This window comes from Bosea sp. Tri-49 (assembly GCF_003952665.1).
GTDB lineage: Bacteria > Pseudomonadota > Alphaproteobacteria > Rhizobiales > Beijerinckiaceae > Allobosea.
On the sequence record NZ_CP017946.1, the window covers coordinates 2,771,500 to 2,791,014 of the forward strand.

General features: G+C 66.3%; 20 protein-coding genes. 10 read left to right on the forward strand and 10 right to left on the reverse strand.

Annotated elements, in window-relative coordinates; genetic code table 11:
- The first annotated feature begins 36 nt into the window (after positions 1-36).
- Complete coding sequence (locus tag BLM15_RS13600) at positions 37-1,014, forward strand: L-threonylcarbamoyladenylate synthase (protein WP_126113258.1); 978 nt, start codon at positions 37-39, stop codon at positions 1,012-1,014.
- Between the two features lie 81 nt (positions 1,015-1,095).
- A complete protein-coding gene (locus BLM15_RS13605; RefSeq protein WP_335904830.1) occupies positions 1,096-2,004 on the forward strand; it encodes a LysR family transcriptional regulator in 909 nt (302 codons plus the stop codon).
- Positions 2,005-2,008: 4 nt separating this feature from the next.
- Here BLM15_RS13605 and acuI read toward each other — a convergent pair whose 3' ends face one another.
- Entirely contained in the window at positions 2,009-2,995 is a 987-nt protein-coding gene (acuI, locus tag BLM15_RS13610; protein WP_126113259.1) for an acrylyl-CoA reductase (NADPH), read from the reverse strand.
- 88 nt (positions 2,996-3,083) lie between these two features.
- Positions 3,084-4,319 carry an MFS transporter gene (locus BLM15_RS13615; RefSeq protein WP_126113260.1) on the reverse strand — a complete coding sequence of 412 codons (1,236 nt, stop codon included), beginning with the start codon at positions 4,317-4,319 and terminating at the stop codon, positions 3,084-3,086.
- Between the two features lie 229 nt (positions 4,320-4,548).
- Between BLM15_RS13615 and BLM15_RS13620 the strand changes: the two genes are divergently transcribed.
- The gene (locus BLM15_RS13620; RefSeq protein WP_126113261.1) at positions 4,549-4,902 is read left to right on the forward strand and encodes a VOC family protein; all 354 of its coding nucleotides are present in this window, start codon (positions 4,549-4,551) and stop codon (positions 4,900-4,902) included.
- 71 nt (positions 4,903-4,973) lie between these two features.
- Positions 4,974-5,108 carry a hypothetical protein gene (locus tag BLM15_RS32145; RefSeq protein WP_257791809.1) on the forward strand — a complete coding sequence of 45 codons (135 nt, stop codon included), beginning with the start codon at positions 4,974-4,976 and terminating at the stop codon, positions 5,106-5,108.
- Between the two features lie 44 nt (positions 5,109-5,152).
- Here BLM15_RS32145 and BLM15_RS13625 read toward each other — a convergent pair whose 3' ends face one another.
- The 6 genes from BLM15_RS13625 to BLM15_RS13650 form a co-directional block, all read right to left on the reverse strand.
- Positions 5,153-6,070, reverse strand: coding sequence for a dihydrodipicolinate synthase family protein (locus tag BLM15_RS13625; RefSeq protein ID WP_126113262.1), 918 nt, complete (start codon positions 6,068-6,070; stop codon positions 5,153-5,155).
- Positions 6,071-6,110: 40 nt separating this feature from the next.
- Positions 6,111-6,644: an O-acetyl-ADP-ribose deacetylase gene (locus BLM15_RS13630; protein WP_126113263.1), complete on the reverse strand. Its 534-nt coding sequence runs from the start codon at positions 6,642-6,644 to the stop codon at positions 6,111-6,113.
- Between the two features lie 75 nt (positions 6,645-6,719).
- On the reverse strand, positions 6,720-8,237 hold the full coding sequence (locus tag BLM15_RS13635) for a tripartite tricarboxylate transporter permease (protein WP_126113264.1): 1,518 nt from the start codon (positions 8,235-8,237) through the stop codon (positions 6,720-6,722).
- 22 nt (positions 8,238-8,259) lie between these two features.
- Entirely contained in the window at positions 8,260-8,748 is a 489-nt protein-coding gene (locus BLM15_RS13640; protein WP_126113265.1) for a tripartite tricarboxylate transporter TctB family protein, read from the reverse strand.
- A 91-nt stretch (positions 8,749-8,839) separates the two neighbouring features.
- Positions 8,840-9,835 (reverse strand): tripartite tricarboxylate transporter substrate binding protein, encoded by a 996-nt coding sequence (locus BLM15_RS13645; protein WP_126113266.1) that lies wholly within the window; start codon positions 9,833-9,835, stop codon positions 8,840-8,842.
- 71 nt (positions 9,836-9,906) lie between these two features.
- Positions 9,907-10,935: a 4-hydroxythreonine-4-phosphate dehydrogenase PdxA gene (locus BLM15_RS13650; RefSeq protein WP_126113267.1), complete on the reverse strand. Its 1,029-nt coding sequence runs from the start codon at positions 10,933-10,935 to the stop codon at positions 9,907-9,909.
- 240 nt (positions 10,936-11,175) lie between these two features.
- On the opposite strand from BLM15_RS13650, the gene BLM15_RS13655 reads away from it, so the two are divergent.
- From BLM15_RS13655 to BLM15_RS13670, 4 genes are all read left to right on the forward strand, one after another.
- Positions 11,176-11,862 (forward strand): GntR family transcriptional regulator, encoded by a 687-nt coding sequence (locus BLM15_RS13655; protein ID WP_126113268.1) that lies wholly within the window; start codon positions 11,176-11,178, stop codon positions 11,860-11,862.
- 219 nt (positions 11,863-12,081) lie between these two features.
- The gene (gene aspT / locus BLM15_RS13660; protein ID WP_126113269.1) at positions 12,082-13,767 is read left to right on the forward strand and encodes an aspartate-alanine antiporter; all 1,686 of its coding nucleotides are present in this window, start codon (positions 12,082-12,084) and stop codon (positions 13,765-13,767) included.
- A 17-nt stretch (positions 13,768-13,784) separates the two neighbouring features.
- Positions 13,785-15,380, forward strand: a complete 1,596-nt coding sequence (locus BLM15_RS13665; RefSeq protein ID WP_126113270.1) for a bifunctional aspartate transaminase/aspartate 4-decarboxylase — start codon at positions 13,785-13,787, stop codon at positions 15,378-15,380.
- Positions 15,381-15,432: 52 nt separating this feature from the next.
- On the forward strand, positions 15,433-15,714 hold the full coding sequence (locus BLM15_RS13670) for a hypothetical protein (RefSeq protein WP_126113271.1): 282 nt from the start codon (positions 15,433-15,435) through the stop codon (positions 15,712-15,714).
- A 35-nt stretch (positions 15,715-15,749) separates the two neighbouring features.
- On the opposite strand, the gene BLM15_RS13675 is transcribed toward BLM15_RS13670, so the two are convergent.
- Together BLM15_RS13675 and BLM15_RS13680 are read right to left on the reverse strand one after the other, a co-directional pair.
- Positions 15,750-16,982, reverse strand: coding sequence for an HlyD family secretion protein (locus tag BLM15_RS13675; RefSeq protein WP_126113272.1), 1,233 nt, complete (start codon positions 16,980-16,982; stop codon positions 15,750-15,752).
- On the reverse strand, positions 16,975-17,445 hold the full coding sequence (locus tag BLM15_RS13680; RefSeq protein ID WP_236846659.1) for a hypothetical protein: 471 nt from the start codon (positions 17,443-17,445) through the stop codon (positions 16,975-16,977). Before BLM15_RS13680 ends, BLM15_RS13675 begins: the two co-directional genes overlap by 8 nt.
- A 156-nt stretch (positions 17,446-17,601) precedes the next feature.
- On the opposite strand from BLM15_RS13680, the gene BLM15_RS13685 reads away from it, so the two are divergent.
- Positions 17,602-18,516: a LysR family transcriptional regulator gene (locus BLM15_RS13685; RefSeq protein WP_126113273.1), complete on the forward strand. Its 915-nt coding sequence runs from the start codon at positions 17,602-17,604 to the stop codon at positions 18,514-18,516.
- A gap of 110 nt (positions 18,517-18,626) precedes the next feature.
- Positions 18,627-19,511 carry a shikimate dehydrogenase gene (locus BLM15_RS13690; RefSeq protein WP_126113274.1) on the forward strand — a complete coding sequence of 295 codons (885 nt, stop codon included), beginning with the start codon at positions 18,627-18,629 and terminating at the stop codon, positions 19,509-19,511.
- The last annotated feature ends 4 nt before the right edge of the window (positions 19,512-19,515 follow it).

Genomic DNA, 19,515 nt, shown 5'->3' on the forward strand with positions numbered 1-19,515 from the left:
TTGTTATAGTTTACATATGAACTTTCAAGAGCACCCGTGACCGCCCCTCGCCAGACCCAGCGCCTTTTCGCCGATGATGCCGGCATCGCCGCCGCCGCGGAACTGCTGCGCGCCGGCAGGCTGGTCGCGCTGCCGACCGAGACGGTCTATGGGCTCGCCGCCGATGCCAGCGACGACCACGCGGTCGCCTCGATCTACGCCGCCAAAGAGCGGCCGAGCTTCAATCCTTTGATTTCGCATCTGCCGGATGTGGATGCCGCGCGACGCCAGGGCCTGTTCGATGCGCCGGCGCTGGCGCTGGCGAAGGCGTTCTGGCCGGGGCCGCTCACTTTGGTCGTGCCCGCCTCCAGCGCCTGCACGATCTGCAGCCTTGCCCGCGCCGGTCTCGACAGCGTCGCGCTCAGGGTGCCGTCGCATCCGGTCGCACGCGCCGTGCTGCGGGCGGCCGGTAAGCCGATCGCAGCTCCCTCAGCCAATCGCTCGGGACGGGTCAGCCCGACGCAAGCCGAGCATGTGTTCGTCGATCTCGATGGCCGCATCGATGCCGTGCTCGATGCCGGGCCGACTGCGGTCGGGGTCGAATCCAGCATCGTCGCCTGCCTCGGCGGCGCCCCGCGCCTGCTGCGGCCGGGCGGCGTGCCGCGCACGGCGCTGGAAGCGGCGATCGGGCAAGCCCTCGTCATCGTCGCGGAAGGCGGTGCTGCCCCGCTCGCTCCGGGGCTGCTTGCCTCCCATTATGCGCCGCGGGCCGCCGTCAGGCTCGATGCGCAAGCACCCCTCGCGGATGAGGCCTGGCTCGGCTTCGGTGCGGAGCCGAACAGCGGGCCACTGCCCGCACTCGCCTTCAACCTCAGCCCGACAGGCGATCTGACCGAAGCGGCCGCCAACCTTTTCGCCGCCTTGCGCCAGCTGGATGATCGCGGTCCGGCGACGATCGCGGTCGCCTCGATCCCGATGCATGGCCTTGGCGAAGCGATCAACGACCGGCTGCGCCGCGCCGCCGCGCCGCGCTGAGGCCCGGCGGGCTCGCACTCTCCTGCTTGCATTTCCGCAAGATCTGGCAATGCTGCGCGCGGACTTGCCGGAGAATGCCCGTTGTCGATATCGAAGCTCGCCTGGGATGACTTCCGCCTGATCAAGGCGATCGCCGATGCCCGCGGGCTAACGGGGGCGGCGGCTGCGCTCGGCGTCAATCATTCGACCGTGTTCCGCCGGCTCGGACAGATCGAGGAGCAGCTCGGCCACGCCCTCTTCGAGAGGCGCAAGACCGGCTATGTCGCGACCTCGGCCGGCGAGGAAATGACGACGCTCGCCTCGCGCATCGACGATGACGTTACGGCCTTCGGGCGCCGGCTCGCAGGACGCGACCTCGCCCCCTCCGGCGAATTGCGGGTCACGACCACCGATACGCTCTATCTGCATACGCTGCTGCCGATCTTCGCGGCGTTCCGGGCGGCGCATCCGCTGATCCGGCTCGATGTCGTCATGGCGAGCCAGACACTCAATCTCTCGCGCCGCGATGCCGACGTCGCAATCCGCGCCAGCGACTCGCCTGGCGAGACGCTGGTCGGCCGGCGCCTCGCCAACCTTAATTGGGCCGTCTATGCGCGCGCCGACGCGCCAGCGACAGAAGAGGAAACGGCCGATCCGAAGCTGTTCTTCCGGCGCGACTGGGTCGCGCTCGGTGACCCTCTCGGTTACGTCAAGGCGGCCCGCTATGTCCGCGACCATGTCCCGGCCGAGCGGATCGCACTGCGCTCCTCGGCCGTGCTTGGGCTGACGGAAGCGGTTGAGCAGGGAGTCGGCATTGGCCCCCTGCCCTGCTTCATCGCCGACCAGCGGCCAGGGCTGGTGCGGTTGCTGCCGCCAGATCCTGATTTCGCGACAGGTCTCTGGATTCTGACCCACCCCGACATCCGGCACGCTCCGCGCGTGCGCGCCTTCATGGATTTCGTCGGCGGCGAACTCGCCAAGCGCAAGGGGCTGCTCGAGGGAGCGGGCTGACGCCTCAGCCGATCTCGACGACGACCCGGCCGCGGACCTTGCCGTCGAGCAAGGCGCGGCCAGTCTCGACCACATCCGCCAGCGGGATCGTCGTGGTCATCGCCGCGAGCTTGTCGCGGTCGAGATCGCTGGCGAGGCGTTGCCACGCTTCGAGCCGGCGCGGCTTCGGGCACATCACCGAATCGATGCCGAGCAGCGCGACGCCACGCAGGATGAAGGGCGCGACCGAGGCCGGCAGGTCCATGCCCTGTGCCAGGCCGCAGGCGGCGACGGCGCCGCCATATTTCGTCATCGAGAGGACATTGGCGAGCGTGTGCGAGCCGACAGCATCGACACCGGCGATCCAGCGCTCCTTGCCGAGCGGGCGGCCGGGAGCGGAGAGCTCGTTCCGGTCGATGATCTCGGCCGCGCCGAGGCCCTTGAGGTAATCCGCCTCCTCCGGCCGGCCGGTCGAGGCGATCACATGCCAGCCGGCCTTGGCGAGCAGCGCGGTCGCGACCGAGCCGACGCCGCCGGCCGCGCCGGTGACGACGACCGGGCCATCTGCGGGCTTCACGCCGTATCGTTCCAACGCGAGCATGCTGAGCATGGCGGTGTAGCCGGCGGTGCCGATCGCCATCGCCTCGGCCGGCGTCATCCCATCCGGCAGCGGCACCAGCCAATCGCCCTTGACCCGGCTCTTCTGGGCATAGGCACCCAGATGGGTCTCGCCGGTGCCCCAGCCATTGAGGATGACGAGGTCGCCGGGCTTGAACTCGGGATGATCGGAGGTCTCGATTCTGCCGGCGAAATCGATGCCGGGGATCATCGGCCAGCGCCGCACGACCGGGGCTCGGCCGGTGATGGCAAGGCCGTCCTTGTAGTTCAGCGTCGAGTGGGTGACGCGGACGATGACGTCGCCTTCCATCAGGTCAGCCTCGGCGAACTCGCCGAAAGCGATGCTGGTGCCGGATTCGCCCTTACTGGCGATGAGGGCCTTGAAGGTCGACATGAACTCACTCCCGAAAAGCCATTCAACAGGCCTCTAGGAGTGGCCCGCCCGGCCACCGCCCGCAAGCGGCAAGCTCGTGCGGGTTTAGTCAGGCCGGCTGCGGCACGGCACGCGCGACCGGCTTTTCGACGATCGGCAGATTGATCAGCGCCGAGGCGACGCCGAGCGCGACCGAGAGCCACCAGACGATCGTATAGGAGCCGAACTGCTCGTAGAGGATGCCGCCGAGCAAGACGCCGAGGAAACCGCCGACCTGGTGCGAGAAGAAGGCGAAACCATAGAGCATCGCCATGTATTTGGTGCCGAACATCAGCATGACCAGCGCGGAGGTCGGCGGCACGGTCGAGAGCCAGAACACGCCGATAACGATGCCGAAGGCGATCGCGGTCATCGGGCTTGGCGGCAACAGGATGAAGGCGGCAATGGCGACGGCGCGGCCGAGATAGATCCAGGCGAGCAGATGGCGCTTGGGCATGCGCGCCGTCAGCCAGCCGGAGCCGAGCGAACCGACCGCATTGGCGAGACCGATCGCCGCCAGCGTCCAGCCGCCGACCCAGGCCGGCATCCCGGTGTCCTTGAGATAGGCCGGCATGTGCACGGTGATGAAGGCGAGCTGGAAGCCGCAGGTGAAGAAGCCGAGCACGAGCAGGACATAGGAGCGGTGCTTGAAGGCTTCGGCCAGCGCCTGCGCAATGCTCTGGTTGGGCGCGGCGACCGCGCCGGGAGCAGCCGCAGGCTGTTTCGTGCCCCGCATCGCCAGCATCACCGAGAGTGGCAGCACCGGCAGCAAGGTGAAGGCGAAGACGATCAGCGCCTGCTGCCAGCCCAGCGTCTCGATCAGGATGTTGCCGATCGGCGGAAAAAGGAACTGGCCGAAGGAGCCGGCCGCCGTGCCGGCGCCGAAGGCGAGCGGGCGCCATTGCTCGGGCAGGAGCTTGCCGAAGGCGGCGAGGATCAGGTTGAAGGAGCAGGCCGAGAGGCCAAAGCCGATCAGAACGCCGGCACCGAGATGCAATTGCAGCGGTGTTCCGGCATAGGCCATCGTCACGAGACCGGCAGCATAGAGCAGCGCGCCGACGCAGAGCACCCGCACCATGCCGAAGCGGTCGGCGATGGCGCCAGCGAACGGTGCGCCGAGGCCCCAGAGCAGGTTCTGGATCGCCAGCGCGAGGCTGAATGTGTCGCGGCCCCAGCCGAACTCGGACGTCATCGGGATCTGGAACAGGCCGGCGCTAGCACGCGGTCCGAAGCTGATCAGCGCGATCAGACAGCCGGCGGCTACGATGATCTCCGGCGCGTAGCCGCGCTTGGCGGTGGCGGTCATGACGGGCTCCGGAGCAGGAAACGTGTGTCTGCACGATAGGGTGTGCAACCCAAGCATGCCAACGCGATTTCGTTACATTGCGCATCACAGGATTGCATGGAGCTTGGCCCGCACGCGACGTCGCTGCAAGGCGTCAGCCAGGCGAAATCTGCAGGCAGGCTCCCGCCATACGCTGACCGCGTCCATGCGCCATAAGCGGTCCGACAGACTGATCGCGAGGAGCGAAACCATGCCCGCATCGAGCAACGACCGCCGCATCGATTATGTCGAATTCGTCGTCGCCGACATCCCGCGCGCCCGCAGCTTTTACGAGAAGGCCTTCGGCTGGACGATGACCAATTACGGTCCGGAGTACTGCGCCTTCGCCGATGGCCGGCTGGAGGGCGGCTTCACCACAATCGGGACGGTGAGGCCCGGGGGCCCATTGGTGATCCTCTACGCCGACGATCTCGCAGCCACGCAGAAGAGCATCGAGGAGGCCGGCGGCCAGATCGTCAAACCGGCCTTCGACTTCCCCGGCGGCCGCCGCTTCCACTTCGCCGACCCTGACGGCTACGAGCTGGCGGTCTGGACGAAGGCCTGAAGCTCAATCGATTTTGCCAGCAAAGCGTGCATTTTCTGCTATGATCGCCTCTGCAATCGTGGAGGCGTCTCATGCGTGCCGTCATTGAGTTGCTATCGGCCTACTCCTCCTGGCTGTCCCGGATGCTTCTGGTGACACCGGAGTTCATCACCAAAGATCGAAGAGGCAACTTGCCGCCACCATCCGGCGGCATCGGCGCCTATTGACGGTCGTTGCCCGCTTTTGACGGCGGGCAGCAGGAGCAGCTGGGCTACTTGCCCCAGCGCAGGGCCAGCGGATCGAGCTCGCGCGCAAGTTCGAGCAGGCCTTCGCGCGTCTTCGGGTGCAGCGGCGTCAGCGGATGGCGGACAGCGTCCGACTTGATCACCCCGCCCGCCTTCATCACCGCCTTGGCCGAGCGCAGGCCGCATTGCCGGTTCTCGTAGTTGATGATCGGCAGCACGCGGGCATAGAGCGCCGCCGCCTGCTTGCGGTCGCCCGAGGCATGGGCGGCGAGGATCGGCTTGATCAGGTCGGGGATCATCGCCGAGGTCATCGTGCCGGTGGCGCCGGCGTCGAGATCGGCCATCAGGGTGATCGCCTCCTCGCCGTCGAAGGGCCCGACGATGGCGTCGCCGCCCGCTTCGATCAGCGAGCGCAGCTTGCCCGCAGTGCCCGGCACCTCGATCTTGAAGTAACGGACGAGCGGCACTTCCTTGTTGAGCCGGACCATGAAGGGCACAGTCAGGGTCACGCCCGAGAGCGGCGCGTCCTGCAGGATGATAGGCAAGCCGCAGGTGTCGGCGACGATCTTGAAGTGCTCGATCATGCCCTGCTCGTCAGCCTTGAGCAGCGCGCCGTGATAGGGCGGCATCATCATCAGCATCTTGGCGCCGGCATCGGCCGCGGCCTTGGCGCGTTGAGCGGCGATGCGGGTCGAGAAATGCGAGGTGGTGACGCAGACCGGCACCCGGCCCGCGACTTGCTCGATCGAGAGCCGCATGACCTCGTCGCGCTCGGCATCAGTCAGCAGGAACTGCTCGGAGAAATTGGCGAGGATGCAGATGCCGTCGACGCCCTGGTCGACCATCAGGTCCATGACCCGGCGATTGCCGTCATGGTCGACGTCGCCATTCTCGTGGAAGATCGTCGGGGCGATCGGGATGATGCCCTTGTAGGGTTCGGTCATGGCATGGCCTCGGCTGTTCGTGGCTGAAAAAGGGCGGGAGCTACTGCACCTGCGGAAGGCCGGCCTCGGCAAGCTCGCCCTGGTAGATGGCGAGGTCCCCGGGCGAGAAGCAGCAGAGGATGATCGCGTCGAAAGCGGCCCCGTTCTTCAGGGCCGCCGCGACCGTCGCCACGGCGATCTTCGCCGCGGGTGCGACCGGATAGCCGTAGACGCCAGTGCTGATGCTCGGAAATGCGATGGTGCGGATGCCCGCCCCAGCTGCGACCGCAAGCGAGCGGCGATAACAGGACGCCAGCAGCTCCGCCTCGCTCTGCCCGCCGCCTTGCCAGACCGGCCCGACCGTGTGGATGACGAAGCGCGCCGGCAGGCGATAGCCCTGGGTCAGCTTGGCGTCGCCGGTCTGGCAGCCGCCGAGCTTGCGGCATTCCTGCAGGAGCTCCGGCCCCGCCGCGCGATGGATCGCGCCGTCGACCGCGCCTCCGCCCAGCAGCGAGTTGTTGGCCGCGTTGACGATGGCGTCGACCGTCAGCGTCGTGATGTCGGCCTGGATGGCGCGCAGTCTCGATTCCGTCATCGGCGATCCGCCCTCGGCTCGGTTCTGGACGGCTCACCATAGCGTCGGCATCCACGATCCGGCAGTGCGTCTGGCTCAGGCCTTGGCTGCGCGCGCGGTCACCAGCTTGCGGATGCCGCGCCGGGTTGAGCCGATGAGCGGGAAGAGCAGCAGCGCAAGGCCGATCGCCATGAGGCTCGCCACCAGCGCGTTCGACCAGAAGATCGAGAGCGAGCCCTGGCTGAAGATCATCGACTGGCGGAAGGCGTCCTCCGCCTTATCGCCGATGACCATTGCCAGCACGAGCGGCGCGATCGGGTAATCGAGCTTCTTGAAGAGGTAGCCGACGATGCCGAAGGCGAGCGCCAGCCAGATGTCGAACTGCTTGTTGCCGACGGTATAGGCGCCGATGAAGCAGACCACGACGATCACCGGGCCGATGATCGAGAACGGAATGCGCAGGATCGAGGCGAAGAGCGGCACGGTCGCGAGCACGACGATAACGGCAACGACATTACCGAGATACATCGAGGCGATCAGGCCCCAGACGAAATCGGGCCGCTCGACGAAGAGCATCGGGCCCGGGTTGAGGCCCCAGATCATCAGGCCGCCCATCATCACGGCGGCGGTCGCCGAACCCGGAATGCCGAGCGCCAGCATCGGTAGCATGGCGGCGGAGCCGGCGGCATGGTCGGCGGTCTCAGGCGAGATCACGCCCTCGGGCTCGCCCTTGCCAAACTTCTCCGGATTGCGCGAGGAGCGCTTGGCCATGGCGTAGCTCATGAAGGAGGCGGCGGTCGGCCCGCCCGGCGTGATGCCCATCCAGATGCCGATGATGCTGGAGCGCAGCAGAGCGAACCAGTAGCGCGGCAGCTTCAGCGCGGTGGCGAGCACGTCGCGCGGACGGACCTTGGCCTTCACCCCGTCGAAGCGTAAGCCCTCCTCCATGGTCTGCAGGAGTTCGCCGAGGCCGAACAGGCCGATCACCGCGATCAAGAAGCTGACGCCCGCGAGCAGCACGTCGAACTCATAGGTCAGGCGGACATTGCCCGAGACCGAATCCATGCCGATCGAGGCGAAGGCAAAGCCCATCGCCATCGAGACGATGGTCTTCAGCGGCGAGGCGCCGCCGAGCCCGACAAAGCTGGCGAAGGTCATGAAATAGACCGCGAAATACTCCGGCGAGGAGAATTTCAGCGCAAAGCGCGCGACCCAGCCCGAGAGCAGCGTGATCAGGATGACGCCGGCCATGGCGCCGATGCCAGCCGACAGGAAGGCGAAGGAGAGCGCCTCCGTCGCCCTGCCCTGCTTGGCCATCGGGTGGCCGTCGAAGGTGGTCGCGACCGAGGACGGCTCACCCGGGATGTTGAACAGGATCGAGGTTGTCGAACCGCCGAAGAGCGCGCCCCAATAGAGCGAGGTCAAAAGGATGATCGCCGAGACCGGGTCCATGCTGAAGGTCAGCGGCAGCATCAGCGAGACGCCGTTCGGAGCGCCAAGGCCCGGCAGCACGCCGACCAGGATGCCGAGCAGCACGCCGGCGAACATCAGCGCGATGTGATGGGTCGTCAGCGCGACCTCGAAGCCGTGGAGGAGCGAAGCGAAGTTTTCCATGGTGGGCTCCGGCTCGCTGTCTCTAAAGGCCGAGCATCGCTTCGACCGGCCCCTTGAGCAGGCCGACCTGGGCGAATTTCTCAAGGCCGAGATAGAAGAAGGCAGCGGTGCCGACCGCCGTCGCGAGCGAGGGCAGCCAGCCATAGCGGCCCTGGAAGCGCATCGCGAAGACGAGATAGAGCAGCATCGCGACATACATGCCGAGCGTCACGCTCAGCACGACGAAGGCGAGCATCGGCACGAAGAAGGAGAGGACGCGCTTGCCCTGCTCCTTATCGAGGATGATTCCGGCGAGCGCCGCCGAGCCACCCATCCTCCGGCCGATCGTGGTCGCGATCGTGCCGAGGCTGGCGAGTGCGATCAGCAAACCGCAATAGAACGGGAAGGCGCCGGGCTGCGGGCCGGAGGAATCCCAGCCGAGCCCGAATTCGCGAGCGCCATTGACGATGACGAGACCGAAGGCGAGCGTCGCCAGCGCTGTCGCGATCTCGGCCTGGAAGCGGCTGATCATCGGCGCTCTCCTGAATGCTGACGGTGTTCCGAACGATCATCCCGGGCCGAGCAGCGCTCGCCCAGGATGATCCGATTTCGACCTGTTCAGGTCAGTTCACGACCCAGCCTTCGTTCTTGAAGACCTTGGCGTTGGCGGCCTCGTCCTTGGCGACGAACTCGGTGAGTTCCTTGCCCTTCATGAAACGGGCGGTCTGCGCGGTGCGGGCGATGAACTCGGCCCATTCCGGCGTCTTGCTGACCTTCTCCATCACGTCGGCATAGTAGGCGACGGCGTCGGCCGGAACCTCGGCCGGCAGCCAGACGGTGCGCGGCATCTGGAAGGCTTCGAGCGGCAAGCCCGCTTCCTTGCAGGTCGGGATGTCGCCCCAGCCCTTGCCGTCATGGATCGGGTCGCTCTTGGCAAGACGCACCGGCGAAAAGACGCAAAGCGGCTTCACCTGGCCGGCCTTCCACTGGCCGATGTTCTCGTTCGGATTGTTGGTGTTGGAGTCGACATGGCCGCCGGCGAGCTGGGTCGCAGCCGCGCCACCACCCTGGAAGGGTACATAGATCCACTTGGCGCCGGTCGCCTCCTGGATCATCGCGGTCAGCGTCTGGTCGGTATCCTTGGACTGGCTGCCGGCCATCTTGAAGCTGCCGGGCTTGGCCTTGGCCGCCTCGATATAGGCCTTGGCGTCGTTGAAGGGCGCGTCGCCCTTCACCCAGATCAGGAACTCGTCGAGCGCCAGCGCCGAGACGGGCGTCAGGTCGGAGAGCTTGTAGCCGAGCTTCGCGACATAGGGCAGAAGATAGGCGTTATTGGTGCCGAAGACGACCTTATGGGGGTCGCCCTTGGCACCCTTGCCATAGATATAGCCCTCGGCGCCGCTGCCGCCGCCCTTGTTGAGCACCACGACCGGCTGCTCGATCAGCTTGTGCTTGGCGATGATCGACTGGACGATTCGGGCGAAGTTATCAGTGCCGCCGCCGGGACCCGAGGTCACGACGAACTCGATCGGCTTGGTCGGCTGCCAGGCCGCAGCCGGAGCCACGGCTGCGGCGAAGGACGCGACCGCGAGGCCGGCCACAATGCAGAAACGTTTCATGCTGTTTCTCCCTGGATGATTGTTTGGAAACGAGGCGCGGCTCTTCACGGCCGCTCTGCCGGGATTTTGGTTCAGGCGGCCTTGCGCGTCGCCTTGCCCTCGCTCGCCATCTTGATCGCGAGCGACAGCGCCGCGCGGGTCGCGCCGAGATTGGCGATACCCTTGCCGGCGATCTCGTAGGCGGTGCCGTGGGCCGGCGTGCAGATCGGGAACGGGAAGCCGCCGATCAGCGTGACACCGCGGTCGAAGCCCATCAGCTTCATCGCGATCTGACCCTGGTCATGATACATGGTTAGCACCGCGTCGAAATCGCCGTTCTTGGCGCGCAGGAACACGGTGTCGGACGGGAACGGGCCTTCGACCACATAGCCCTTGGCCTTGGCCGCCTTCACCGCCGGCTCGATCGTCTCGATCTCGTCGCGCCCGAAATTACCGCCATCGCCGGCATGCGGGTTGATGCCCGCGACAGCGATGCGCGGCGGGTTGAAGCCGGCGGCACGCAGGTTCCTATCGGCCAGATCGAGCGCCCGCAGGATACGCTCCTGGGTGATGTTCTTGGCCACCTCGGAGAGCGGGATATGCGAGGTGACGCGGGCATTCCAGAGCTTGTCCAGCACATTGAACTCGCTGGCCGGTCCTTCGAATGCAATCGCGTCCCGTACGAAGCGAATCTCGTCGTCGTAACCGGGATAAGCGAAGCGCATCGCCGCCTTGTTGAAGGGGGTGAAGAACACCGCATCGGCCTTGCCGGAGGCAGCGAGACGCAGCGCGCGGCGGAAATTGTCGGTCGCGGCCTGGCCGCCGGCGAGCGTCGCCTTGCCGCGCTGGAGATCGGCCGGATCATGATTCCTGAGGTCGACGAAGATCGGCTTGCCAGCATCGGCCGGCAGGGCATCGTCTTCGCCGACGACATGCAGATCGGGCTTCAGGCCGGCATCGTCCGCACCGAGCTGGAACAGGCGCAGATCGCCGAAGACGATGTAGCGGGCAGCTTTGCTCAGATCGGACTCGGCCAGGATGCGGGCGGTGAGTTCGGGGCTGATGCCGGAGGGGTCGCCCATGGCGACCGCGATCACCGGCAAGGAAGCGTGCGTGTCCATCTCGTCCTCCCGAGGCCGGCCGCAGCCGGTTGCTTGCCGCTGGCCTATCATGGGGGCCGCCGCGAGCGCAAGTATGCTGTATGCAGCATAACCTAACTGCACTACCCTGCTGCGAGCCCGTAGCGGCCTCACCTGTCCACAGGCGGGGCCGCATCCAGCCGGGAAGGCCACATCGCAGCCGGAGCGCTCGCGTTGACAGCGCGGAAGCACCATGCCGTACAGATACAAAGGAGAGCCGCGATGACGAACGAGGCCGGCATGTCGAGCGAGGCGCAGGACGCCTATCCGCGCATCACGCGGCGCACTTTGCACGAAGAGGTGCTCGAGCGACTGCGCGACATGATCATCGAGGGCAGGCTCGCGCCCGGGCAGCGCATCAACGAAGGCGCGGTGGGCGCGCAGCTCGGCGTCTCGCGCACACCGCTGCGCGAGGCGATCAAGACCCTGGCGAGCGAAGGCCTCGTCGAAATCCAGCCGGCGAAGGGCGCCGTCGTCCGCAAGTTCTCGGCGCACGATCTGCTGCAGATCCTCGAAGTGCTGAAGACGCTGGAGCAGCTCGGCGGCCGGATCGCCTGTGCCGAGGCGAGCGATGCGACCATCGCCGCGATCAAGGCGATGCATGACGAGATGATGGAGCTCTACCGGGTCCGCAACCGGCTCGACTATTTCAAGCTCAACCAGGCGATCCACAGCGCCATCGTCGCCGCTTCCGGCAACACTGTGCTGGTCGAGATGCACGGCACCCTGCAGGCCAGGATCAAGCGCCTGCGCTTCATTGGCAATGAGGGCCCGGAGAAATGGGCCGGCGCCGTGGCCGAGCACGAGGAGATGACCGAGGCCCTGCTGAAGCGCGACGGCGAGGCGCTCGCCGTCATCATCGGCAAGCACATGGATTCGACGCTGGTGCGCGTGCGCGACGTGCTGTGAGCTGACGCTACTTCCCGTTTCTGGCTACCCGGCCACCACGACAGGCGCCCCGGCGCGCTTGTCGCAAAAACACGTCAGAATTCGGCCGCCCAACCTACTGGACATCACACCCAATGGTTGAGTACTGTACGCTGAAGCAATCAAAGATATTATAATTTTACCAAATATTGCCTTCAGGCAACCTGGTTTCCAAAGACTTCGATGTCGAGGGAAGCGCTCATGTCCTGGCTGCACGGCCTGTTTGCTCAGTCGCCCGAGATCGCCCTGTTCCTGTCATTGGCGGGGGGCTACTGGATAGGCAAGTTCCAGTTCGGCAAGTTCCAGCTCGGCGGGGTCGCCGGCTCGCTCCTGGTCGCAGTGATCATCAGCCAGGTCGGCGTCTCGATCGACAACGGCATCAAATCCGTCCTCTTCGCCCTGTTCATCTATGCGGTCGGCTTCGAGAGCGGCCCGCAGTTCTTCCGCTCGCTCGGGCGCCAGTCGCTGCGCGAGATCGCGATGGCGACCGTGCTGGCGGTGAGCGGGCTCTTGACCGTCATCGTGTTGGCGCGCGCCTTCGGTCTCGACAAGGGTCTCGCGGCCGGCATCGCCGCCGGCGGCCTGACGCAATCGGCGATCATCGGCACCGCCAGCGCCGCGATCGGCAAGCTCGGCCTCGCTGCCGACGAGACCCAGCGCCTGCAGGCCAATGTCGCGATCGGCTACGCCGTCACCTACATTTTCGGCTCGTTCGGCGCGATCATCGTCTGCGTCAACATCCTGCCCTGGTTCATGCGGCGGAGCATTCGCGACGACGCGATCAAGGCTGAGGCGGAGATGCTGGCCGGGGCGCGCAGCTACGGTGTCGGCGAACATGCGGCCGCGCCCGATCTGGTGGGCCGCATCTATCGCATCGAGACCGCGGCCGGTCGCAGCGTCGCCGAGATCGAGGGCGCCAGCGCCCAGCCGATCAGCATCGAGCGCATCAAGCGCGGCGGCGCGCTGATCGGCACGGAACCGTCGCTCAAGCTCCAGGCCGGCGACATCGTCCTGCTGGTCGGGCGTCGCTCCGGTGTGGTTGGCCTGTCGCAGCAGCTCGGTCCGGAGCTCGAATCCTCTGAGGGCATGGACGTGGTCGTCGTCACCCGCGACGTCGCGATCACCGCGGCCACCTTCGTCAAGCGCACCGTCGCGGAGATCCGGACCTCGACGGCCGCGGATCTGCGCCACGGCGTCTATGTGATTGCGGTCAAGCGGGCCGGCACTCCGTTGCCGCTCGAAGGCGGGACGGTGATCGAACCGGGCGACGTCGCCACGCTCTACGGCACGGCCGAGGACGTGCAGCGCGTGGCGCGGCAGGTCGGCAGCGTCATCATCCCGAGCGACAAGACCGATTTCGTCTTCCACGGCTTCGGCCTGGTCGTCGGCCTGCTGATCGGGCTCCTGGTGGTCCGCTTCGGCGATATTCCGCTGACCCTGGGCAGCGGCGGCGGCGCACTCCTCTCCGGCCTCGCTTTCGGCTGGTATCGCAGCCGCAACATGGCGCTGGGCAATATGCCGAGCGCCGCCTCGACGCTGCTGCGCGACCTCGGCCTTGCAGGATTCGTCGCGGTGGTCGGCCTGCAATCCGGACTGCAGGCCGTCAGCACGATCGCCGACAAGGGCCTGTCGATCTTCCTGATCGGTGTCGTGGTGACCCTGCTGCCGCTGCTGATCACCATGCTCTTCGGGCGCTATGTCCTGCGCTACGACAACACCGCGATCTTCGCCGGCGCCCTGTCGGGCTCGCGCAGCGCCAACCCGGCTTTCGGCGAGATCCTCGACAAGGCCGGGAACTCGATCCCGACCACGCCCTTCGCCATCACCTATGCGCTCGCCAATGTCTTCCTGACCCTGCTCGGGCCGCTCGTCGTCGCCTTTGCCTGAACCGATCGGAGCCTGCCATGACCGCCGATTACTCGAAATACGCCAAGCTGAGCCCGTTCGAGCTGAAGGATGAGTTGATCAAGCTGGCATCGGGCAAGGCGAACCGCACGATGCTCAATGCCGGCCGCGGCAATCCCAATTTCCTGGCCACCCTGCCCCGCCGCGCCTTCTTCCGCCTCGGCCTCTTCGCCGTGGCCGAGGCCGAGCTCTCCTATTCCTACATGGAGAACGGCGTCGGCGGCCTGCCGAAGATCGAGGGCATCGAGGGCCGGTTCGAGCGCTTCACGGCCGAGCATCGCGACCAGCCGGGCGTCGTCTTCCTCGGCCGGGCGCTGAGCTATGTCCGCGACCAGCTCGGCTTGCCACCCTCGGACTTCCTGCACGAGATGGTCGAGGGCATCCTTGGCAGCAACTACCCCGTTCCACCCCGCATGCTCAGGCTCAGCGAAGAGGTCGTCAAACAATACATCGTCAAGGAGATGATCGGCGGCTTCCTGCCGGCCGGCAGCATCGACCTCTTCGCCACCGAGGGCGGCACGGCGGCGATGGCCTATATCTTCAACACGCTGAAGCAGAACGGCCTGCTCAAGCGTGGCGACAAGGTCGCGATCGGCCTGCCGGTGTTCACGCCCTATATCGAGATCCCCGAGCTCGACGAATACGGGCTCGAGGAGGTCGCGATCAACGCCGATCCCGCCAAGGGCTGGCAATTCCCGGACGAGGAGCTCGACAAGCTCAAGGATCCGGCGATCAAGATCTTCTTCTGCGTCAATCCGAGTAACCCGCCCTCCGTGAAGATGGACGACCGCAGCCTCGACCGCGTCGCGGCGATCGTGCGTGAGCATCGGCCGGACCTGTTCATCCTGACCGACGACGTCTACGGCACCTTCGCCGACGGGTTCCGCTCGCTGTTCGCGACCTGCCCGCAGAACACCATGCTGGTCTACTCGTTCTCGAAATATTTCGGCGCGACCGGCTGGCGCCTCGGTGTCATCGCCACGCACAAGCAGAATGTCTTCGACAGAGCGCTCGACGCCCTGCCCAAGGAGGCGAAGAAGGGTCTCGACCGCCGCTACGGCTCGCTCCTGCCGGATGTAAGGTCTCTGCGCTTCATCGACCGCATTGTCGCCGACAGCCGCGCAGTGGCGCTCAACCACACCGCCGGCCTGTCGACGCCGCAGCAGGTCCAGATGGTGCTGTTCTCGCTGTTCGCGCTGATGGACGAAAGCGACAGCTACAAGGCCGAGCTGAAGAAGCTGATCCGCCGGCGCGAGGCTGCGCTTTATCGCGAGCTCGGCATCGAGCAGGGCAGCGATCCGAACGCCGTCGACTACTACACCCTGCTCGACCTCGAGGAGATCTCGCGCAAGCTCTATGGCGACGCCTTCGCCAAATGGGTCACGAAGCGCTCGGCCACCGGCGATTTCCTGTTCCGTATCGCCGACGAGACCGGGATCGTGTTGCTGCCAGGGCGTGGCTTCGGCACGAAGCAAGCGGCGGGCCGCGCCTCGCTCGCCAATCTCAACGAGTATGAATACGCCAATATCGGCCGGGCGCTCCGCTCCATGGCGGACCAGCTCTACGCCGAATACGAGAAGAAGGGCCGGGGGTGAGGCGCCCGCGGCGTCGCGAATCTCCCTCGCCTGATGACTATGGAGAACGCCGATGATCCAACCGATCACCGCCGGCGCGCTCGCCGCGTCGGCCATCGTCGCCTTTTCTGCAAGCCTGCCCGCCGGCCCCGCGGCAGCCTGCAATCGGATGGATGGCTGCATCCATGATACTCAGCTTGAGAATTACGGCATGATGCATGACGGCCGCATGGGCACAGCGATGCGCAACGGCGCGGCGAACATCAAAGCGTTTCGATCGCTGGATACGACGGCCCGTTCGCAGGAGCAGCCCCGCCGGACCGCAGCATCGCGCCCAGCCAGCCGACGCTTCTGACCCCCGCGGGGGGCCAAGGAAGCGGCCGGCTCCCCTCAGTGCCCGCTGAGGACGAGCGTCTTGATCGGCAGCACTTGCGCCTGGATGCGCAGGAGCAGGGCATGCACCAGCCCGACCGCGTCCACCGCATGCAGGACGATGCGCCGGAAGGTGCTGGTATCCTTCGCGGCGATCACGTCGTGGTTGCTGGTATAGGCGTTGGCGATGCAGCTCGAGCCCGGCGTCACGCCGTCCATCCCGCCCGGGTGGAGCGGCTCTAGATAGGCCAGAAGCGTTCCCGGGCGCACCACCTGCTGCGCGTCGATCAGTTGCTCGCCGCTGCGGAGTTGGCCTGCGGCGATGAAGTCCTGCACTCCCGTCACCACCATCGGGATCACCGTCCACGGCTTCGAGACACAAGTGGCTTCGGCGACCATGCCGACCTTGATCACCTGCGCCTCGATCTGGTTGAAGCCGGCCTGCAATCCGACCCGGCCGGCCTCTGCCGGAATGATGGTCCCGGCCGGACGCATGAAGGGGTTGACGATATCGCCGACCCGCAGCGTGAATTGCTCGACATGCCCGGTGAAACCGGCCCGCACCACGGTCTTGCTCAATTCCACCTCGGCCTGCGCCAACGCCGCCTCAGCGCTGGCGCGCTCGGCCGGCAACAGCGTCGAGATCTTGGTCTGGGCGGCCGCCTGCGAGGCCGTTGCAGACGCCACCGCGGCTTCCCGGCCAGCCACGATATTCTCGAGCCGCTCGATCTCGCGGGTCGCGACGATATCGTCATTGCGCCGCTTCAACTCGCGCTTGGTCTGCAGTTCGTCGAGTGCCTGCTGCAGCGCGCTCCTCGCCTCCTGGATCTTGCCGTCAAAAGCGAGGATATCGGCCTTCGCGACCACCAGTGTCGCGTCCACCTCGGCGATCTTGCGCCGCGCCGCCTCGACGGCCGCCTCCTGGCTCTTGCTGTCGAGCGTGAAGATCGGCGCGCCCTTTTCGACCTTCGCGCTGTAACCGACATGGACCTGCGCCACGCGGCCATTGATCTCCGGCACGATCGGCACGCTCCGGAAGAACACCGTGGCGCTGCTCGTCGACGGATGGTTGTAGAAGATCACCGTGATCAGGCCGACCGTCAGCATGACGCAGGTGACGATGCCCCAACGCAGTTCGAACCAGACCGAATAGAGCGTGATCTCCTTGCCCAGCCGCTTGCCCTGGCCGTAGCGGCGGTAGAGGTAGTCCGGGACGAGGGTGAAGAGCGCGCAGACGAGAAGCTCAAGCATCGCTCACCCCTCGATGCTGGCCGGTGGGCGCGGCCGCGGCCGATACCTGCACCGGCTTGTCGTCCGGCGGAGCGATCCCATGCTCGACGTCCGAGGCGGCGTCGCCGCCATGATTTGGCGCAATGCCGGCGATCTTCTCGAGAGCGCCCGCCATCCGGCCGAACATCCCGGGAATGTCGGGGATGTCGATCAAAGCGAGGAACAGGCCGATCACCCAGAAGAGATGCACATGGGTGAACAGTGCGAGCAGACCGAGCACTGCGACGATCTCGAACTGCAGTTTATGGGTCTTGTGCGCAATGCGTTCGGGCAAGGTGTGCAGGCGCAGGAAGAGCAGGCCGATGCCCAGCACGGCGCCGATCAGGATGACCGCCGCGGCGACCATCAGATAATCCGTCCCGCCCGGGGCGGTGATGAACGCCGGCAGGTGATGCGGCGCCGCGGGATGAAGCTGGCCTGCCATAACAATCCCCCCGGATCGGTCGACGACCTAAGGGAAGCTGACCGGCAAACGGCGCAGGAGTCAACTTGCTCAAGCCGGACTACCGCCATCCCGCCTTGACAGCCCGACCGCCCTCGCCTCCGCTGCCGGCAAGAAGCCGACAGGGGAACGCCGGCCATGCTGACGCTGCGCCAGATCGAGGTGGTCCGGGCGATCATGATCACCGGCACGATCGCCGGCGCGGCCAAGCTGCTCAACGTCTCCGCGCCCGGCATCAGCCGACTGATGAAGCACACCGAGCGGACGCTCCGCCTCAAGCTGTTCGACCGCCGGCACGGCCGCTATGTGCCGACGCCGGAAGCCAAGGACATCTTCGAGCAGATCAACGGCGTGTACCGCAAGGTCGACGACCTGCATTCGATGCTGGCCCGGATCGAGCGCGGCGGCGATGTCGAGTTCAAGCTCGGCTCGGTGCCGAGCATCTGCCATGTCATGGTGCCGCGCGCGATCGAGCGCCTCAGGCGCAAGCATCCCGATCTGCGCATCGACATCAACATCCTGAAGATCGAGGAGGCGCTCGATTATCTCCTGCTTGGCAAGGGCGAGATCGTGGCGATGAGTTACAAGCTCGATCATCCCGGGCTCGATTTCATGCCCTTGGCGATGGGTGAGCTGCTCTGCATCGTCCCGCAAAGCCATCCGCTCGCCGGCCGCACCAGCATCTCGGCTCGCGAGATCGTCCAGCATCCGCTGATCGGTATCGACCCGACCGATCCATACGGCCGGATCATGAGCGAGATCTTCGAGCGCCAGAAGCTGCGCTATGAGATGGCGATCAAGGCCCGTTTCGGGACCACGGTCTGCTCGCTGGTCCGGGCCGGGCTCGGCATCGCCATCATCGACCAGTTCACCGTCGCGCACGGCTCGATGCAAGGCATCGCCACGATCCCGATCGAGGAGCCGACCCATTTCCAGACCTATGTCGCGATGAAGAACGACAAGGCTCTCTCGCTCTACGCCGAAACCTTCGTCCGCCTGCTGCGCGAGGAGATGACCGCCGTCATTTCACCGCGACTTGCCGCAGAAAGATAACATCAAGTTAGGCAGCAGCGACGAATTGGTTATCGCGTTACGGCTTCAAATCGGTTTAGCTGCGGGCTATTGCGCAAGCCCGCCCAGACGAGCGCGCCAAAGGGAATGGAATGTCGACCATCGTCACCGCCAAGAAGAGCAAACGCGTGCTGCTCGGCCTGCTCGGCTCGCCGATCGCGCATTCGGCAACGCCGGCGGCGCAGGAAGCGGCGGCGCGTGCGGCCGGCATCGAAGCGCATTACCATCTCATCGAGGTCGCCGGCGCAGGGCGCGACGATCTCGTCGCGATGCTCGACGGCATCCGCCGGCTCGGCTTCTCCGGCATCAATGTCACCTACCCCTACAAGGAAGCGGTCCTGCCGCTGCTCGACGGACTGTCCGAGCAGGCGGCTGCAATGGGCGCGGTCAACACCATCGTCGTCGACGGCGGAAAGCTGACCGGCCACAACACCGACGCCACCGGCTTCGCCACCGCCTATCGACGGCTCGGCCGCCAGGATGGCGACAAGCCGGTCGCGATCATCGGCGCGGGCGGCGTCGGCAAAGCGATCGCCTTCGCGCTCGCCGGCAGCGGTGTCAGCCGGCTCAGGCTCTACGACACCGATGGCAACAAGGCAGAAGCGCTCGCAGCCGCCCTCGTCGGGCGCGCGGAGACTGTGATCGCCGACAGCGCCGAGGCTGCGGCCGAGGGCGCCGCGGGTATCGTCAACGGCACGCCGATCGGCATGCTGCCGGACCGCGGCATCCCGATCGAAGCGGACGCGATTCACGCGTCGCAATGGGTTGGGGACGCGGTCTATCACCCGCTCTTTACTCCGCTGCTGAAAGCGGCGCAAAAGGCCGGCGCGACCGTGATGACCGGGCGCGAGCTTGCGGTCCACCAGGGCGTCGACGCCTTCCGGCTGTTCACCGGGCTGGAGGTTTCGGAGGCCGTGATCGGCGCCGCCTTCGACGCGGTGATCGCGGCGCGCGAGGGGGCCGAGCGCGCCGCCTGAGCAA

Excerpts from the sequence above, each read along its gene's own strand:
- BLM15_RS13655 (WP_126113268.1), top strand. The coding sequence starts at position 11,176 with ATGACGAACGAGGCCGGCATGTCGAGCGAGGCGCAGGACGCCTATCCG.
- BLM15_RS13645 (WP_126113266.1), bottom strand. The coding sequence starts at position 9,835 with ATGAAACGTTTCTGCATTGTGGCCGGCCTCGCGGTCGCGTCCTTCGCC.
- BLM15_RS13615 (WP_126113260.1), bottom strand. The coding sequence starts at position 4,319 with ATGACCGCCACCGCCAAGCGCGGCTACGCGCCGGAGATCATCGTAGCC.
- aspT (WP_126113269.1), top strand. The coding sequence starts at position 12,082 with ATGTCCTGGCTGCACGGCCTGTTTGCTCAGTCGCCCGAGATCGCCCTG.
- BLM15_RS13640 (WP_126113265.1), bottom strand. The coding sequence starts at position 8,748 with ATGATCAGCCGCTTCCAGGCCGAGATCGCGACAGCGCTGGCGACGCTC.
- BLM15_RS13650 (WP_126113267.1), bottom strand. The coding sequence starts at position 10,935 with ATGGACACGCACGCTTCCTTGCCGGTGATCGCGGTCGCCATGGGCGAC.
- acuI (WP_126113259.1), bottom strand. The coding sequence starts at position 2,995 with ATGTCGACCTTCAAGGCCCTCATCGCCAGTAAGGGCGAATCCGGCACC.
- BLM15_RS13675 (WP_126113272.1), bottom strand. The coding sequence starts at position 16,982 with ATGCTTGAGCTTCTCGTCTGCGCGCTCTTCACCCTCGTCCCGGACTAC.
- BLM15_RS13685 (WP_126113273.1), top strand. The coding sequence starts at position 17,602 with ATGCTGACGCTGCGCCAGATCGAGGTGGTCCGGGCGATCATGATCACC.
- BLM15_RS13680 (WP_236846659.1), bottom strand. The coding sequence starts at position 17,445 with ATGGCAGGCCAGCTTCATCCCGCGGCGCCGCATCACCTGCCGGCGTTC.
- BLM15_RS13620 (WP_126113261.1), top strand. The coding sequence starts at position 4,549 with ATGCCCGCATCGAGCAACGACCGCCGCATCGATTATGTCGAATTCGTC.
- BLM15_RS13670 (WP_126113271.1), top strand. The coding sequence starts at position 15,433 with ATGATCCAACCGATCACCGCCGGCGCGCTCGCCGCGTCGGCCATCGTC.
- BLM15_RS13635 (WP_126113264.1), bottom strand. The coding sequence starts at position 8,237 with ATGGAAAACTTCGCTTCGCTCCTCCACGGCTTCGAGGTCGCGCTGACG.
- BLM15_RS32145 (WP_257791809.1), top strand. The coding sequence starts at position 4,974 with ATGCGTGCCGTCATTGAGTTGCTATCGGCCTACTCCTCCTGGCTGTCC.
- BLM15_RS13630 (WP_126113263.1), bottom strand. The coding sequence starts at position 6,644 with ATGACGGAATCGAGACTGCGCGCCATCCAGGCCGACATCACGACGCTG.
- BLM15_RS13690 (WP_126113274.1), top strand. The coding sequence starts at position 18,627 with ATGTCGACCATCGTCACCGCCAAGAAGAGCAAACGCGTGCTGCTCGGC.
- BLM15_RS13665 (WP_126113270.1), top strand. The coding sequence starts at position 13,785 with ATGACCGCCGATTACTCGAAATACGCCAAGCTGAGCCCGTTCGAGCTG.
- BLM15_RS13625 (WP_126113262.1), bottom strand. The coding sequence starts at position 6,070 with ATGACCGAACCCTACAAGGGCATCATCCCGATCGCCCCGACGATCTTC.